We start from the raw sequence: 15452 nt of genomic DNA, 5'->3' as shown, positions 1-15452 counted from the left end.
GGGCGCGGCGTCCCGGGTCGTCAGCAGCGATACGGATCCTGAACCGTCCGTCGCAAGTACTACGGGGGTCCGCCGTGCCGCCGCGGCGGCGCTACCAGGCCAGCTGGGCGATCTCCTCCGCGACGACCGCGCACGCGTCGGCCGCCGGGTCGATCAGCGGGAAGTGCCCGACGTCCGGCAGCAGCGTCAGCCCCACCGTCTCGCCCTCCTTCGCCGCCGCGTCGACGAACGCCTCCGAGACGGCCTGCGGCACGGTGAGGTCGGTCGTGCCCTGCACCACGGCGGTGGCGATGCCGGTGGGCAGCAGCAGGGCCGGGTCGGCGTGCGCGCTGCGCTCGGCGAAGTCCTCCTCGCGCCCCAGGAACTGCCCGATCGCCCCCGAGCACACATCCAGGGCGACGGCTGCGGTGAAGTCCGCGATCGGGGCGAGCGCGACCACGCCGCGCAGCGCGGGCGGGCGCGGCAGCCGCCACGGCGACCCCTCCGGCAGGACGTGCCGGGCGGCGGCCCACAGCGCCAGCTGCCCGCCCGCAGAGTGCCCGGTGACGACGACCCGCCGGGCGTCCGCCGCCGGCAGCTCCCGCGCCAGCAGCTCCGGCAGCGCGTCCAGCGCCGCCGCGACGTCGTCGAAGGTCTCCGGCCAGCGGCCCGCCACGGGCCCCGAGCCGCGCTGCTGCGGGAGCTCGCTGCCCCGCCGGTACTCGACACTGGCGACGGCGAAACCGCGCCGGGCCAGGAAGTCCGCGAACGGCGACAGATGGGCCCGGTCGTACGGCGCCCGCCACGCCCCGCCGTGCAGGACGACCACGACGGGCGCACCGGTGCGCCCGTCGCGCGGGGCGTAGAAGTCGATCACCTGGTCCGGGTGGCTGCCGTAGGCGGCCGAGGTATCGGGGACGACGGCCGGATGCGAGAAGGCCGACTCGGTCTCGGCGGCGTCCCGATCACGCGCGGCAGAATCCGACATGCTGCTCCAACCGTCCCTGGTACATGCCCAACTGGCTTGACCTGCGGGGACGGTATCAGTACGGAGACACCCCGCTGAGCCGGTGACGGGTGATCCGGCGTCAGACCCGGCCGGGCCGGGCGTAGTACCTGCCGTACAGCCCGTTCCGGATGTCACCGAAGAAGTGGACCCAGAGGCTTTCCCTTGACTCCTCCTCGGAGAAGGCCACCGGGTCGGTGCGCGCGAACTCGGCCTGGATCCCGTCGGCGAAGCGGGCCAGTTCGGCGTACGGCGTGCTCCAGTCGTCCGCCGGTTCGCTGTCCGCCTTCAGCGCCCGCCGGTGCAGCAGTTCCAGCAGGTGCCGGAGCGAGGAGAGGTCCGAGTGGACCATGCGCAGGTCACCGTCGAAGAGTTCCAGCTCGTCGGGGACGGCGTGCACCGTGCCGTCCCCGAGGTGGAGGAAGAGGTACCAGCCCTGGACCGCCCCGAAGAGCAGCAGTACGCCGGACTCCTCCTCGATCATCTCCACCTCGTCACCGAGGTCCACCACGGGGCGGCTCTCCGTCACCGCACAGCCGTCCGCGGCGAGGGCCGGCGCCAGCCAGAACGGGCGCTGCGGAAAGCCGATGTCAGCCAGTGCGCGAAGGTCATCGGGGCGGTGCACCACATCGGCGAGGACCTCGCGCGAGGCCCGTACGTACCCGACGCGACCGCTCCCGTCCTCGCCACCGGCGTCTGCGTCTGCGTCGAAGAGCATCCGGTGCCACCCCCTGGTCGTCGCCCGTCGCTGCCGCGGCCCGGTGCTGCCGTCCGGCGACCGGGGCGAGCCGGTCGCCGGACTGACCCGGCAGCCTACGCCGCCGGACCGGCCAGCACGTCCGCGAGGACCCGCGCCGCGCGTTCCGCGTCGGCGAACCCCACGTACAGCGGTGTGAAGCCGAACCGCAGCACATCCGGCCGGCGCAGGTCGCCGACGACGCCGCGCTCGATGAGCGCGCTCATCACGGGTGCGGCGTCCGCGCACCGCAGCGCAACCTGGCTGCCGCGTTCGGCGTGGGCCGCCGGGGTGACGGAGGCGACCCGGCCCTCGGGGGCGTACGCGGCGACACACTCAAGGAAGAAATCCGTCAGCGCCAGGGACTTGGCCCGCACGGACTCGATCCCGACCCCGTCCCAGACATCGAGGGACGCCTCCAGGGCCAGCATGGACAGGATGTCGGGCGTCCCGACCCGGCCCCGTACGGCACCGTCCGCGGGCGCGTACCCGGGGGTCATCGCGAACGGGTCGGCATGCGACGTCCACCCCGGCAGGGGCGAGTCGAAGGCCGCCTGGTGGCGCTCGGCGACGTACAGGTAGGCGGGCGAACCGGGGCCGCCGTTGAGGTACTTGTACGTGCAGCCGACGGCCAGGTCCACACCGTGCGCGTCCAGGCCGACGGGCAGCGCGCCCGCGCTGTGGCACAGGTCCCACACCGCGACCGCGCCCGCGGCGTGCACCGCGGCGGTGAGGCCGGGCAGGTCGTGGAGCCGGCCGGTGCGGAAGTCGACGTGGTTGAGCAGGACGGCGGCGGTACGCGGCCCGAGGGCGTCCGGCACGTCGGCGGGGGCGACCGGGACGATCCGGTGGCCGGTCATCCGGGCCGCCGACTCGGCGATGTACCCGTCGGTGGGGAACGTGGCGGCGTCGACCAGGATCTCGTCGCGGCCCCCGGGCGCCAGCCGGCTCGCGGCGACGACGGCCTTGAAGACGTTCACGCTCGTCGAGTCACCGACGACGATCTGTCCCGCGGCCGCCCCGACGAGCGGGGCGATGCGGTCGCCGATCCGTTCCGGCGCCGTCCACCAGCCGCTCTCGTCCCAGGACCGGATGCGCAGCTCGCCCCACTCGCGGGTGAGGACCTCCTGCAGCCGGGCGGGCACATGGCGGGGCAGGGCGCCCAGCGAGTTGCCGTCCAGGTAGACGGTGTCGTCGAGGGTGAACAGCGCGCGCCGCGGAGCCAGTTCGTCGGCGAGGTCGAGCGCCTGTGCGCGCTCCTGGAGGTCAGACATGGCTGCGGGCCGTCCAGAGCTCGGGGAACACGTTCTTCGTGGCGCGCTTCTCCAGCCAGGCCACACCGGCGGAGCCGCCCGTGCCGGTCTTGGAGCCCATGGCCCGCCGGGTGGCGACGAGGTGGTCGTTGCGCCAGCGCCACACGAGCTCGCCGACGTCGGTGAGCGCCTCGCCGAGCCGGACCAGCTCGTCGTGCTGGTCCTGGTTGGCGTATATCTCCGCCCAGACGGCCTCGACCTCGGGCGACGGCTCGTACTTCTGGGTGAGGTCGCGGCCGAGCACGGCGGCCGGGATCGCGTGGCCGCGGCGGGCGAGCAGAGCGAGCGTCTCGTCGTAGAGACCCGGTTCGCCGAGCGCCTTCTCCAGCTCCGCGTGCACCCGGGGCGCGCCCCGGTGCGGCACGAGCATGGACGCGGACTTGTCGCCGAGCAGGAACTCCATCCGCCGGTACATCGCCGACTGGAATCCGGAACCCTCGCCGAGCGCGGACCGGTAGGAGTTGAACTGGGCGGGCGTGAGCTGGGCGAGTGGCGTCCAGGACGCGTTCAGCGCCTCCAGCTCCCGCACGGACCGCTTCAGCGCGTCACGCGCGACGGACAGCCGGTCCTCGCGCAGGGCGTGCGCGGCGGTCTCCCACTCATGGACGATGACGGTGAACCACAGCTCCATGACCTGGGTGGTGACCAGGAAGACCATCTCGCCGGGGTCGTCCGAGCGGAGGTGCTGGAGGTGGGTCAGGACATCCGCCTGGACGTAGTCCTCGTACGGAGTCGTTCCCGCGAAGTCGAGGTGCGGGGTCTGCGCACCGGTGGCTTCGGGGTCGGGGTGAATCGTCGACATCGCTGTCTCCTCGACACGAGCTTCCGGGTAGCGGTCCGCCCCCACCGGTCAGGTGGTGGAGCTCCGGTCCCCTGCCCGCATCCTAACGACCTCTCCCGCGAACGGCAGCGGCCCCGCGGACGGTGATCGTCCGCGGGGCCGGCAGGAGTACGGGTCGGCTAGCCGAGGGTCTCGGCGGCGGTCGGCGAGGAGTCGCGGAGGAAGGTCGAGCAGCGCTCATACTCCTCCTGCTCGCCGATCGACTGCGCGGCGCGCGCGAGGGCGTGCAGGGCGCGCAGGAAGCCGCGGTTCGGCTCGTGCTCGAACGGTACGGGGCCGTGGCCCTTCCAGCCGGCCCGGCGCAGCGCGTCCAGGCCGCGGTGGTAGCCGGTGCGGGCGTACGCGTACGACTCGATGACCCGGCCGCCCTCGAACGCCTCGTCGGCGAGCTGCGCCCAGGCCAGGGAGGAGGTCGGGTACTTCGCCGCGACGTCGGCGGGCGCGACGTCCGCCGCGAGCAGTTCGCGCGGCCCCGGGTCGTCGGGCAGGTGGGTCGGGGCAGGGCCCCCGAGCAGGTTCTCGTGGATCGACATGGGTTCCAGTGTGCCTGGCACGGGCGCCGCCCGGGGCACCCGGTGCGCACAAAGCACTACTCGGGGGTACCGGCCGGTCGGGCGGTTCCGGGCGCGGGCTCCAGCGGGGGGCTGGTGACGCCGCAGTTCACGGTGCACTCGGGGCGTGCGGTGTCCTGTACGGCGGCCGGGGGTGTCCGGACGGTCGCCCAGGCGATGACGGCGCCGGCCGCCAGCAGCCCGGCGCACATCGGCATGGCGCGCCGGAAGGTCGCGGCGAACTCCCCGGCGTCCCGGTAGGCCTCCGGTCCCATCCCGGCGAGCAGCGGCAGGGCGGCGACCGCGATCAGCCCGGCGGCACGGGCGGCGGCGTTGTTGATCCCGCTGGCGAGACCGGCCCGGGCGGTGTCCACGGAGGCCAGGACGGTCGCGGTGAGGGGCGCCACGAGGGTGACCAGCCCGACGCCGAGGACGGCGACGGCCGGGAGGACGTCGGTGAGGTACCCGGAGACGGTGTTCGACCCCGGCCCGACGCGCAGCATCAGCAGCATGCCCGTGGCGGCGATCAGCGGACCGGCGGTGAGCGGGATCCGGGGCCCGATGCGCTGCCCCAGCTCACCTGACCTGGCCGAGAACAGCAGCATCAGGACGGTGGTCGGCAGCAGGGCGGTACCCGCCCCGAGCGCGGAGTACCCCGCCACGACCTGGAGCTGGATCGCGGAAAGGAAGAAGAAGCCGCCGAGTGCCGCGTAGACGCAGAGGGTGACGAGGTTGACGGCGGTGAACTGCCGGGACGCGAAGACCGACGGCGGCAGCATGGGGTCCGGCCGCCGCCGCTCGACCTGGACGAACGCGGCCCCGAGCAGCACCCCGCCCACCGCAGCCCCGATCACGACCGCCGATGCGCCCTGCCCCGGCGCCTCGATCAGCGCATACGTCACCAGCGCGAGCGAGAGCGCACCGAGCACGGCCCCCAGGACGTCGAAGCGTCCGTGCGCGTGCGGGTCCCGGGACTCCGGTACGTGGCGCAGGGCGACGGGCACGCAGATCGCCGCGACCGGCAGGTTGAGCAGGAACACCCACCGCCAGCCGGGCCCGTCGACGAGCCAGCCGCCCACGAACGGCCCGACGGCGGCACCGACCCCGCCGAACCCCGACCACAGGCCGACCGCCCGGGCCCGGTCGTCCGGATGGAAACTCGCCTGGATCAGGGCCAGCGACCCCGGCGTGAGCAGCGCGCCGCCGATGCCCTGGAGGGCGCGGGCGGCGATCAGCACGGTGGCGTCGGGCGCGAGCCCGCAGAGCAGCGAGGCGGCGGCGAACCACACCACCCCGGTGACGAAGACCCGCCGCCGCCCGTACCGGTCACCGAGCGCTCCCCCGAGGAGGATCAGCCCGGCGAGGGTCAGCATGTAGGCGTTGACGGTCCACTGGAGCGCGGCCATGCCGGTGCCGAGGTCCTCGCCGATGCGGGGCAGGGCGACGTTGATGACGGTGGAGTCGAGCATGGCCATGCTCGACCCGAGCACGGTCGTGAGGACGACCCAGCGCCCGGCGGTCGAGGCGACACGAAGGCCACCGGGGTCAGCTGATCTCTCCGCCATGGCCCCAGCATCAACGCCCCACCCCGGAAGGGCCACCCGGCACACTGAACCCCTGCCGCCCACTTCAAAAATCAAGCCCCTCCGGCGATTGAGGAGCGGGGGTCCGGGGGCAGCGCCCCCGAAACCGGCCGCACCCCACACTGCCCGCACCGCACCACCACCCCACCACCCCGCGGCTACGCCGCGCCCCGCACCGCCTCCACGCCCCGGATCAACGCCTCCACCCCCGCCACCACCTTGCTCCGCGCACACCCCACGTTGAGCCGCACGAAGCCCTCCGCCCCGTACACACCCCCCGGCATCACCGCGACCCGCTCCCGCTCGATCAGCACCCGCTGGAGCGCCTCGTCGTCCGCGACACCCGCCCTGCGCACGTCGATCCACGCCAGGTACCCGGCCTGCGGCGGCTCCCACCCCAGCTCGGGGAACGCCGCGTTCAGCCGCTCCGCGACCAGCGCCAGGTTCCCGGCGACGTACTCACGCACCGCGTCCAGCCATGCCCCGCCCTCCCGGTACGCCGCGATGTGCGCGGTCAGCGAGAGGACCGCCGGGGAGGCGAGACCCTCCGCGGTCTCCATCCGGCGCAGGTACTCCGTCCGGTCCTCGGCCCGGCCGATGATCCCGTACGAACCGGTCAGCGCCGGGAAGTTGAACGACTTCGAGGCGGAGGTGATCAGCGCATAGCGCCCGTCACCCCCCACCCGCGTCCACGGCACGTGCGCCCGCCCGTCGTGCACGAAGTCGGCGTGGATCTCGTCGCTGATCACGGCGACCCCATGCCGCGCGGCGAGCGACGCCATCTCCGCGAGCTCCGGCTCCGTCCACACCCGCCCGGACGGGTTGTGCGGCGAGCAGACCACGAGGACCCTGCTGTCCTCCCGCGCGAGCTCCCGCTCCAGCGCGTCCGTGTCCCCCAGCGGCACGCCCCGCAGCTCCCGTCCGAGGCCGGTGATCGCCTTGCGGAAGCCGTCGTACGTCGGGGTGTGCAGGACCACGCCGTCGCCCTCGGCCGTCCACATCTGGAGCAGCTGCGAGAACTGGCTGAGCACCGAGGGCCCGTACACCAGCCGGCCGGTGTCGATCGTGGTGCCGTACCGGGTCGCGAACCAGTGGGCCACCGCCCCGCGGAAGTCGTCGTGCCGCCAGTCCGTGTAGCCGAAAACGCCGTGGTCGAGCCGGGCCCGCAGCGCGGTCAGCACCTCGGGGGCCGTCGCGAAGTCCATGTCCGAGATGGTGAACGGCAGCAGTCCGTCCACGCCGAACCGGTCCGCGACCCCGTCCCACTGCACGCACCAGGTGCCGCGGCGGTCGATGACGGTGTCGAAGTCGTAGGTGGTGCTCACAGCTGTTCCTTCATCTCGTGCGGGCGGGGCACGGACATGCCGTGGGCCCGGCACCCCAAGGGGTACCGGGCCCACGCAGACATCCGTACGGACGGAGTTACTTCAGCTTGGTGCCGGTGGACCGCAGGTTGGCGCAGGCCTCCGTGACACGCTTGGCCATGCCGCCCTCGGCGGACTTGCCCCAGCTGCGCGGGTCGTAGACCTTCTTGTTGCCGACCTCGCCGTCGACCTTCAGCACGCCGTCGTAGTTGCGGAACACGTGGTCCACGATCGGGCGGGTGAAGGCGTACTGGGTGTCGGTGTCGAGGTTCATCTTCACGACGCCGTTCTCCAGCGCGGTGGCGATCTCCTCGGCGGTGGAGCCGGAGCCGCCGTGGAAGACGAAGTCGAACGGGGACGCCTGGCCGTACTTGGCGGCGACACCCTCCTGGAGGTCCTTGAGGAGCTCGGGACGCAGGACGACGTTCCCCGGCTTGTAGACGCCGTGCACGTTGCCGAAGGACGCGGCCAGCAGGTAGCGGCCCTTCTCGCCCAGGCCGAGCGCCTCGGCGGTGCGCAGCGCGTCGTCGACGGTCGTGTAGAGCTCGTCGTTGATCTCGTGGGTGACGCCGTCCTCCTCGCCACCGGTCGGGGTGATCTCGACCTCAAGGATGATCTTGGCGGCGGCGGCCTTGGCCAGCAGCTCCTGGCCGATGGCCAGGTTGTCGGCCAGCGTCTCGGCCGAGCCGTCCCACATGTGGGACTGGAACAGCGGGTTCAGACCCTTGGCGACGCGCTCCGCGGAGACCTCGATCAGCGGACGGACGTACGTGTCCAGCTTGTCCTTGGGGCAGTGGTCGGTGTGCAGCGCGACCGTGATGTCGTACTTGGCGGCGACGATGTGCGCGAACTCGGCCAGGGCGACGGCGCCCGTGACCATGTCCTTGTTGTACTGGCCGCCCAGGAACTCCGCCCCACCGGTGGAGATCTGGACGATGCCGTCGCTCTCGGCCTCAGCGAAACCGCGCAGCGCAGCGTGCAGGGTCTGCGTCGACGTCACATTGATGGCCGGGTAGGCGAACTTGCCTGCCTTCGCCCGGTCGAGCATCTCGGCGTAGACCTCGGGGGTTGCGATGGGCATCTGTCCGCTCCTTGGGATGTGCGGGTGTGCGTTGCTGGTTCCCTGACCTGGGGGCGACGTCATCGTCGCCCCCATCTTCCCAGACTCTCGTCCCGGCTCCACCCGGTGTACCTCCCCAGCGTTCCCGGGCTCCCGCCGCGCGGATACGACAAGGGGGGTCGGTTTCACGTGAAACCGACCCCCCTTGAGGGAAACCGCAGGTCAGAGCCGTTCCCGGAGCGACCGCACCGCCGTCAGGACAGGTCGAGGTCCGGGACCGAGTAGACGTGGACATACGGGAGGCCGGCCTCTGCGACGGCCGGAGCGGCACCCCGCTCCACGATCACGGCGACGGCGACGACCTCGCCGCCCGCCTCACGCACCGCCTCGACGGCGGTCAGGGGCGAGCCGCCGGTCGTCGAGGTGTCCTCGACGACCAGGCAGCGACGGCCCTTGACGTCCGTGCCCTCGATCCGGCGCTGCATACCGTGCGCCTTCTGCGCCTTGCGCACCACGAACGCGTCCAGCTCCTGGCCGCGGGCGGCGGAGGCGTGCAGCATCGAGGTGGCGACCGGGTCGGCACCCAGCGTCAGCCCGCCCACGCAGTCGTAGTCGAGCTCCGCGGTCGCGTCGAGCATGACCTGACCGACCATCGGAGCGGCCTTGCCGTCCAGCGTGATGCGGCGCAGATCGATGTACCAGTCGGCCTCGAGGCCGGAGGAGAGCGTCACCTTGCCGTGAACCACGGCCTTGTCCTTGATCTGCTGCAACAGCTCAGCACGTACGTCAGTCATGGCTACGAGGATAGGCCGCCCGGTGGCGCACCGTGCGCCCCGCACTCAGAGGCTGCGCCAGCTCCACGTCATCGCGATCTCCAGGGGCTCGATCGGGGTGACGTAGCGGGGCGCGGTGTTCAGCCCGTTCGGCGGGCCCGACTGCGGTTCCACGCAGACCGCCTCGTCCTGCTCGTCGTAGACCACGACCCACTCGGTCCGGCTCTTCACGGTCAGCTCCAGCTGTCCCGGCCAGGTGAGGGTCACATCGACGCCGTCGGGCATCCCGAAGCAGTCGTCCCACGGCCCGGCCAGGGGCGGGATCCGGCGGCCGGTCGGGAGGTGGTTCTCGCCCCGCTCCTCCTGCCATGCGGCGTCGAAGCCGATCCGGACGTCCTCGCCGCCGAGGTTGCGCCGGAACCAGGGGTGCCAGCCCGCCTGGGCCGGGAAGGAGTCGCCGTACGTCTCGATGCCGAAGGCCGCCGTCAGCGAGGACTCGGTCAGCTCGAAGGTCTGCGTCACCCGCCCCGGGTACGGCCACGGGTCGGTCAGGTCGTAGTAGAACGCCGCTTCCGTCGTGCTCTCGCGCGCGGTGCGCCAGGCCGTGTCACGGCCCGTGCCGTGGATGGCGTGCGGCGGGGCGGTCAGCGGCAGCTGATGCAGCACACCACCGTTGTGGAACTGCCCGTTCTCGGTCCGCCCGCACCACGGCACCATCGGGAAGCAGCCGTACCGCTCCCCCTGCCGCAGCAGTTCGGTGCCGCCGATCAGCAGGCTGCTGATACGGCAGCCGTTGGCGGGATTCACGGTCAACTCTGCGTCGCCGACGGACAGCCGGACGTCCTTCTCGCTGCTGCTCACACGACGACCCTACTGGCGCGGCTACCTCCGGCGCCGCAGCGCCCGGCCCACCACCACAGCGGAGGCGAGGGCGAGCGCGGCCGCGGGGGCCACCCAGCGGAGCGTGGCGCCCGCTCCCGTCGAATCGGGCGACGGCACGGGGGCGTACCGGCCGCGCGGCGGGGCGTGGTCGACCTCCTCCGCACTGCGCCCGATCATGGTGCGCCGGGCGTGCGCGGCCTCGGCCGGCGGACCGTCCGGGACGGTGAACTCGATCCCGGCCACCGGGTCGAGCGCCGAGGGCGGCACCGGGGTGTCGAAGACGGAGGACTCCGACGGCTGCTCCCCGGCCGGTGCCTCGTCGGCGGAGGCGTCGTCCGTGGGCGGAGTCTCCGCCGACGGGGTGCCGGAACCCGAGGTGTCCGCCTCCTCGGCGGCCTCCTCAAGGGCCTGCTCCACCGCTTCCCCGACCGCCTGCTCATCGGCGGCGACGACGGCCGCAGCGGCCGCGGCCGGCTGCTCCGCTTCCGGTACGGCCTCGTCCGGCACGGCCTCGTCCGACGTGACCTCGCCCGAACCGGCGTCGTCCGGCACGGTCCCGTCCGGCACCGTCCCGTCCGCCTCCTCGTGCCCGGCGAGGGACTCCGTCACCAGTTGCTGCGCGAACCGGTCCAGCAGGCGGTGGGCCGTGGACAGCGCGGCCGCCGGGTCCAGCTCCAGCAGCCGCCCGTCACCGCTGACCGTGCCGTCGAAGGCGATCGCCGTACCGCCGTCGCGCTCCGTCAGCCGGACGGTCAGGGCGAGCTTCGCGGCTCCGCTGCCGCGCGCCTCCACACCCTCGCCCGACACGGAGAGGCCGTAGGCGGCGTCCCCCTCGGGGGGTTCCGGCAGCGGTGTGAGCCGGAGCGCACCCCGGTAGGTGATGGTGTGGCCACCGGCCCGGACCTTGAGCCGGCCGGCCAGCGGGCCCGCGGACGCGTCGGCGTCCCGCTGAAGGCCCGGCACACAGCGCGCGACCCGGGCAGGATCGCCCAGCGTCCGCCGAAGGGCCGGGACCGGAACCGGAACGAACACCTCATGCTCCATGGAAACCGAGCCTACTCAGCCCCGGCCACCACGTCAGCGCTTCCGCCTCCCGAGACCCCCCGCCACCGGCCCGGCACGCAGCGACCGAGGGTCCTCGCCCCTGCGCTCACTGCTCGCCCCAGTACCGCGGATGCACCAGCGTCGACGGCGCCAGTCCCCGCAGCCGCCCGGCCTCCGCCTGCCGCCCCGCGTCCCGCAGCAGGGGGGCGGTCAGGGACCGCAGCGGCGGCGCCCCGGGGTCCAGACCGACAGCCGGCGCCGCGGCCGTTCCGGCCAGTACGAACCCCCAGCCCCGCGCCTCGGCCGGGCGCCCCCGGGTCCGGTCCGGGCCGACCGCGAACCCCGCGTGCCGCCCGCTGATCCGATAGGGGCTGGTGTGCAGGCCCGCCGCCCGCATCGACGCCTCGACCGTCCAGTACGTACGCGGCCGGCTCACCGCCGGTCCCGCGTGCACCACCAGCCGGCCGCCCGGCGCCAGGGCCTCGGCGGCCAGTCCGTAGAACTCCGCCGAGTAGAGCTTCGTGCTGGCCGAGATCCCCGGGTCCGGCAGGTCCGCGATCACCACGTCGTAGCGGTCGTGCGCCGCCCGCAGCCAGCTGAACGCGTCCCCGCTCACGGCGGTCAGCCGCGGATCCCGGTAGGCGTGCGCGTTCAGCGCGGACAGCGCGTGGTCCGTACGGGCCAACCGGGTGACGCCGGGGTCCAGCTCCACCAGGGTCACCCCCCGCACGTCCGGGTAGCGCAGCACCTCACGGGCCGCGAGGCCGTCACCGCCGCCCAGGATCAGCACCCGCCCGTGCGGCCCGTTCATCGCCGGATGCACCAGCGCCTCGTGGTAGCGGTACTCGTCGCGGGAGCTGACCCGCAGCCGCCCGTCCAGGTAGAGGTCGAGGGAGCTGCGGTCCGCCCCGGTCAGCACGACCTCCTGGACCTCGGTCTGCATCGCGACCCGCACCTGGCCGCCGTAGACCGCCCGCCGCGCCGCCCGCTCGAAGTCGTCGGCCAGCACGGCGGCCGTGGCGAGCACGGCGATCACCGTCACGTTGGCGGCGATCAGGAGCCACCGGGAGCGGGCGGTGAGGTCCCGCCGGAACACCCACAGGACCAGGGCGCCGCCCGCCGCCGCGTTGACCGCCCCGGTGAACAGCGCACCGGTGAGCTGTCCGAGCATCGGCAGCAGCAGGAACGGGAAGGCCAGGCCCCCGACCAGCGCGCCCACGTAGTCGGCGGCGAAGAGGTCGGCCACCGCCCCGCCCGCGTCCTGCCGGTCCACCCGCTGGATCAGCGTCATCAGCAGCGGGATCTCCGCACCGATCAGGATCCCGATCGCCAGCGAGAACCCGACCAGCGCGTACTGCGACTCCCCGATCCAGGCGAACGACGCGTAGAGCACCAGTGCGGAGAAGCCGCCGACCAGGGCGAGCGCCGCCTCGATCAGCCCGAAGCCGACCGCGGCGCGGCTGCGTAAACGTTTCGCGAGCAGCGAGCCGATGCCCATGGCGAACACCATCACGGACAGCACGACGGACGCCTGGGTGACGGAGTCGCCGATCAGATAGGAGGCGAGCGCGACCAGTTCGAGCTCGTACACCAGCCCACAGGCGGCGCAGATGAAGACAGCGGCCAGCACGAGGTACCGGCCGGTCCTCGGTCGCACGGGAAGCCGCGCCGCGCCCCCTCGCAGCGACACCTGCTGGTCGATCATGCCGCGAACGCTACGTCACGGAAACGTCGTCGCTTGTCACCCACAAGGGTGTAATCGGTGCACTCACAACGGAGTTGACCCCGGTCACAGCGCTGCGGCCGCCGGCATCCGCACCCCCACCCGGGTCCGTGTCACCACCAGCCGGCCCTCCTGCGGATACGCGTGCCAGGTGCGCCAGCGCACCTGGCCCTCGGTCCGCTGGGCGAGCATGGCGGTGAAGGCGTGCGGGCTCCCCGGGAAGGTCCCGGCCAGTCCGTGCGGGTGGTCGGCGACGAGCGCCAGCAGTTCCTGGGCACGTCCCGCGAAGGAGCCCGCGCCGAGCGTCTCGACGCGCGCCGCGAACTCGTACTCCCATTCCCCGAGCCGCTTGGAGACGCCGAGGGGCAGCGGGGTGCTGCTGCCGGGGATGCAGGCGACGGTTTCGGAACAGCTGCCGTTCTCCTCCTCCAGGAGTACCTGGTGGGAGGCGCCGAGCAGGCGCAACTGCAGTTCGGCGCCACCGAGATGAAGGTCGAGCACGGCCAGCGCCGGGAGCGGTTCACGCCCCAGCGCCCAGGCCAGATCGGCGGCACGGGTGTCGGAATAGGCCGTATGGAGGGTCGTGAGCATGGGTCGGCTCCGCAAAACACACATGGACACGTGGACAGGGGGCGCCCCGACGTGATGCACGTGGGAGGTGGGAAGCGCCCGATCAGGTCCAACTGGGGTCCGAGGGCTGAATGTTCTCTCAACCGAGGGAATCACGAACTACGCCGTAGTCGCAGCGTTTTTGCCCAACTTGGCGTGGTTTCCATCCCCTCGGGGGCCTCCCGGTTCAGGTGTTCACCGGGAACACGACGCGCGTCCCGAAGAAAAGTGGCCCGGCGGGACTCAGGTGACCCCTGAGGGCCTCCCCCGTCCCGCCGGGCCTCCTCGCGGGCACCGGACCGTACTGTCCCGGCCCGGCCGCGGACCAGCTGCCCCGTGTCAGCTGCCTCCGCCGCATCCGCCCCCGCCACCGCACGACGAACCGCCGCCGCACGAAGAACCCCCGCCACACGAGTGACCGCCGGAGTGACCGCCCGAGTGGCCGCCGCTGCCGCCGCCGCAGGACGAGCCGCCGCCCCCGCCGGCCCACCAGCTCCCCCCGCCGGCCGCACCGGCGGCGCCGCGCCGCTTGCCCCGGCCCAGCGGCTTCCCCCGGCTTCCGGCGCCCGCCATCATCACGACGAGGAGCACGACCCCCACGACCACCAGCACCCCGATGAACAGTCCCTTCACGGACCTCACGTCCTTCCGTTCCCCCGAAGCGAGGCCCCCCGCTCCGCACCGATTCCTGCGTGCAGGGGGGATTCCCCCGCCCCCGTGAGGCCAAAGCAGACTTGAGCAACTCCAGAGCTTCCGCGCAGGATGGCGGTCATGACACAGGGACGACCGCTGCTCAACCGCCGCCTCGCCGAGTTCGGCACGACGATCTTCGCGGAGATGTCCGCGCTGGCCGTCCGCACCGGCGCCATCAACCTCGGCCAGGGCTTCCCGGACACCGACGGCCCCGAGGAGGTCCGCGAGGCCGCGGTCCGCGCCCTGCGCGCCGGGCACGGCAACCAGTACCCACCGGGGCCCGGCGTCCCCGAACTGCGTACCGCGATCACCGGCCACCAGCAGCGCCGCTACGCCCTGGCGTACGACCCCGACACCGAGGTCCTGGTCACCGCGGGCGCCACCGAGGCCATCGCGGCGGCCCTGCTGGCGCTCCTGGAGCCGGGGGACGAGGTCATCGCCCTGGAGCCGTACTACGACTCGTACGCCGCCTGCATCGCCATGGCGGGCGCCACCCGCGTCCCCGTCACCCTGCACCCCGAGCCGTCGGCCGGCAGCTACCGGCTCGACCTCGACGAACTGCGCGCGGCCGTGACCCCCCGCACCCGGCTGCTGCTGCTCAACACCCCGCACAACCCCACCGGCACCGTCCTGACCCGCGAGGAGCTGTCGGCGATCGCCGCTCTGGCGTGCGAACGCGATCTCCTCGTGGTCACCGACGAGGTGTACGAGCACCTGGTCTTCGAGGGCGAACACCTGCCGCTCGCCTCGTTCCCCGGCATGCGCGAGCGCACGGTGACCATCAGCTCGGCCGGCAAGACGTTCTCGTTCACCGGCTGGAAGGTCGGCTGGATCACCGCGAGCCCGGAGCTGGTGGCGGCGGTGCGCTCGGCGAAGCAGTTCCTGACGTACGTCTCCGCGGGGCCGTTCCAGTACGCGGTCGCCGAGGCCCTGCGCCTGCCCGACAGCTACTTCGACACGCTGCGCGCGGATCTGCGGGCCAAGCGGGACCTGCTGAGCACCGGGCTCGCGGAGGCCGGTTTCGAGGTCTACCGCCCTGCGGGCACGTACTTCGTCACCACGGACATCCGCCCGCTGGACCCCGCAGGCGACGGCTTCGCGTTCTGCCGCTCGCTGCCGGAGCGCTGCGGTGTCGTGGCCGTCCCGAACGCGGTCTTCTACGACCACCGGGAGCAGGGCGCGCCCTTCGTCCGCTTCGCGTTCTGCAAGCGGACCGAGGTGCTGGAGGAGGCCGTCTCCCGGCTCAAGGGGCTGTGAAAGAGCCCGGTGGGGAGCGGTCCGGCCGGACCGCTCCC

Annotated in this window: 15 protein-coding genes; 1 reads left to right on the top strand and 14 read right to left on the bottom strand. The window is 73.0% G+C overall.

Features of this window, described 5'->3' with window-relative positions:
* Nucleotides 1-91 precede the first annotated feature (91 nt).
* The 14 genes from OG521_21375 to OG521_21310 all read right to left on the bottom strand — a co-directional run bounded on the left by OG521_21375 (nucleotide 92) and on the right by OG521_21310 (nucleotide 14097).
* On the bottom strand, nucleotides 92-967 hold the full coding sequence (locus OG521_21375) for an alpha/beta hydrolase (GenBank protein ID WUW23192.1): 876 nt from the start codon (nucleotides 965-967) through the stop codon (nucleotides 92-94).
* A 100-nt stretch (nucleotides 968-1067) separates the two neighbouring features.
* Nucleotides 1068-1703 carry an SUKH-4 family immunity protein gene (locus OG521_21370; protein WUW23191.1) on the bottom strand — a complete coding sequence of 212 codons (636 nt, stop codon included), beginning with the start codon at nucleotides 1701-1703 and terminating at the stop codon, nucleotides 1068-1070.
* A 95-nt stretch (nucleotides 1704-1798) separates the two neighbouring features.
* Nucleotides 1799-2995 (bottom strand): kynureninase, encoded by a 1197-nt coding sequence (gene kynU / locus OG521_21365; GenBank protein ID WUW23190.1) that lies wholly within the window; start codon nucleotides 2993-2995, stop codon nucleotides 1799-1801.
* Nucleotides 2988-3836 carry a tryptophan 2,3-dioxygenase family protein gene (locus OG521_21360; GenBank protein ID WUW23189.1) on the bottom strand — a complete coding sequence of 283 codons (849 nt, stop codon included), beginning with the start codon at nucleotides 3834-3836 and terminating at the stop codon, nucleotides 2988-2990. Before OG521_21360 ends, kynU begins: the two co-directional genes overlap by 8 nt.
* 158 nt (nucleotides 3837-3994) lie before the next feature.
* Nucleotides 3995-4408, bottom strand: a complete 414-nt coding sequence (locus OG521_21355) for a DUF3151 domain-containing protein (GenBank protein WUW23188.1) — start codon at nucleotides 4406-4408, stop codon at nucleotides 3995-3997.
* 56 nt (nucleotides 4409-4464) lie between these two features.
* Nucleotides 4465-5991, bottom strand: coding sequence for an MFS transporter (locus OG521_21350; GenBank protein WUW23187.1), 1527 nt, complete (start codon nucleotides 5989-5991; stop codon nucleotides 4465-4467).
* A 176-nt stretch (nucleotides 5992-6167) separates the two neighbouring features.
* A complete protein-coding gene (locus OG521_21345; protein ID WUW23186.1) occupies nucleotides 6168-7334 on the bottom strand; it encodes a pyridoxal phosphate-dependent aminotransferase in 1167 nt (388 codons plus the stop codon).
* Nucleotides 7335-7431: 97 nt separating this feature from the next.
* The gene (gene fbaA, locus OG521_21340) at nucleotides 7432-8454 is read right to left on the bottom strand and encodes a class II fructose-bisphosphate aldolase (GenBank protein ID WUW23185.1); all 1023 of its coding nucleotides are present in this window, start codon (nucleotides 8452-8454) and stop codon (nucleotides 7432-7434) included.
* 233 nt (nucleotides 8455-8687) lie between these two features.
* Nucleotides 8688-9227, bottom strand: a complete 540-nt coding sequence (gene pyrE, locus OG521_21335) for an orotate phosphoribosyltransferase (protein ID WUW23184.1) — start codon at nucleotides 9225-9227, stop codon at nucleotides 8688-8690.
* 45 nt (nucleotides 9228-9272) lie between these two features.
* Nucleotides 9273-10067, bottom strand: coding sequence for an aldose 1-epimerase (locus OG521_21330; GenBank protein WUW23183.1), 795 nt, complete (start codon nucleotides 10065-10067; stop codon nucleotides 9273-9275).
* 21 nt (nucleotides 10068-10088) lie between these two features.
* The gene (locus tag OG521_21325) at nucleotides 10089-11132 is read right to left on the bottom strand and encodes an SRPBCC domain-containing protein (GenBank protein ID WUW23182.1); all 1044 of its coding nucleotides are present in this window, start codon (nucleotides 11130-11132) and stop codon (nucleotides 10089-10091) included.
* 106 nt (nucleotides 11133-11238) lie between these two features.
* Nucleotides 11239-12837, bottom strand: a complete 1599-nt coding sequence (locus OG521_21320) for a polyamine aminopropyltransferase (protein ID WUW23181.1) — start codon at nucleotides 12835-12837, stop codon at nucleotides 11239-11241.
* A gap of 84 nt (nucleotides 12838-12921) precedes the next feature.
* The gene (locus OG521_21315) at nucleotides 12922-13446 is read right to left on the bottom strand and encodes a DUF2617 family protein (GenBank protein ID WUW23180.1); all 525 of its coding nucleotides are present in this window, start codon (nucleotides 13444-13446) and stop codon (nucleotides 12922-12924) included.
* A 357-nt stretch (nucleotides 13447-13803) separates the two neighbouring features.
* The gene (locus tag OG521_21310) at nucleotides 13804-14097 is read right to left on the bottom strand and encodes a hypothetical protein (GenBank protein WUW23179.1); all 294 of its coding nucleotides are present in this window, start codon (nucleotides 14095-14097) and stop codon (nucleotides 13804-13806) included.
* Nucleotides 14098-14235: 138 nt separating this feature from the next.
* Here OG521_21310 and OG521_21305 point away from each other — a divergent pair, with 138 nt between their 5' ends.
* Complete coding sequence (locus OG521_21305; GenBank protein ID WUW23178.1) at nucleotides 14236-15414, top strand: pyridoxal phosphate-dependent aminotransferase; 1179 nt, start codon at nucleotides 14236-14238, stop codon at nucleotides 15412-15414.
* Nucleotides 15415-15452 lie beyond the last annotated feature (38 nt).

It is taken from the genome of Streptomyces sp. NBC_01463, assembly GCA_036227345.1.
Classification (GTDB): Bacteria; Actinomycetota; Actinomycetes; order Streptomycetales; family Streptomycetaceae; genus Streptomyces.
This window is presented reverse-complemented; position numbering and strand designations above follow the sequence as displayed.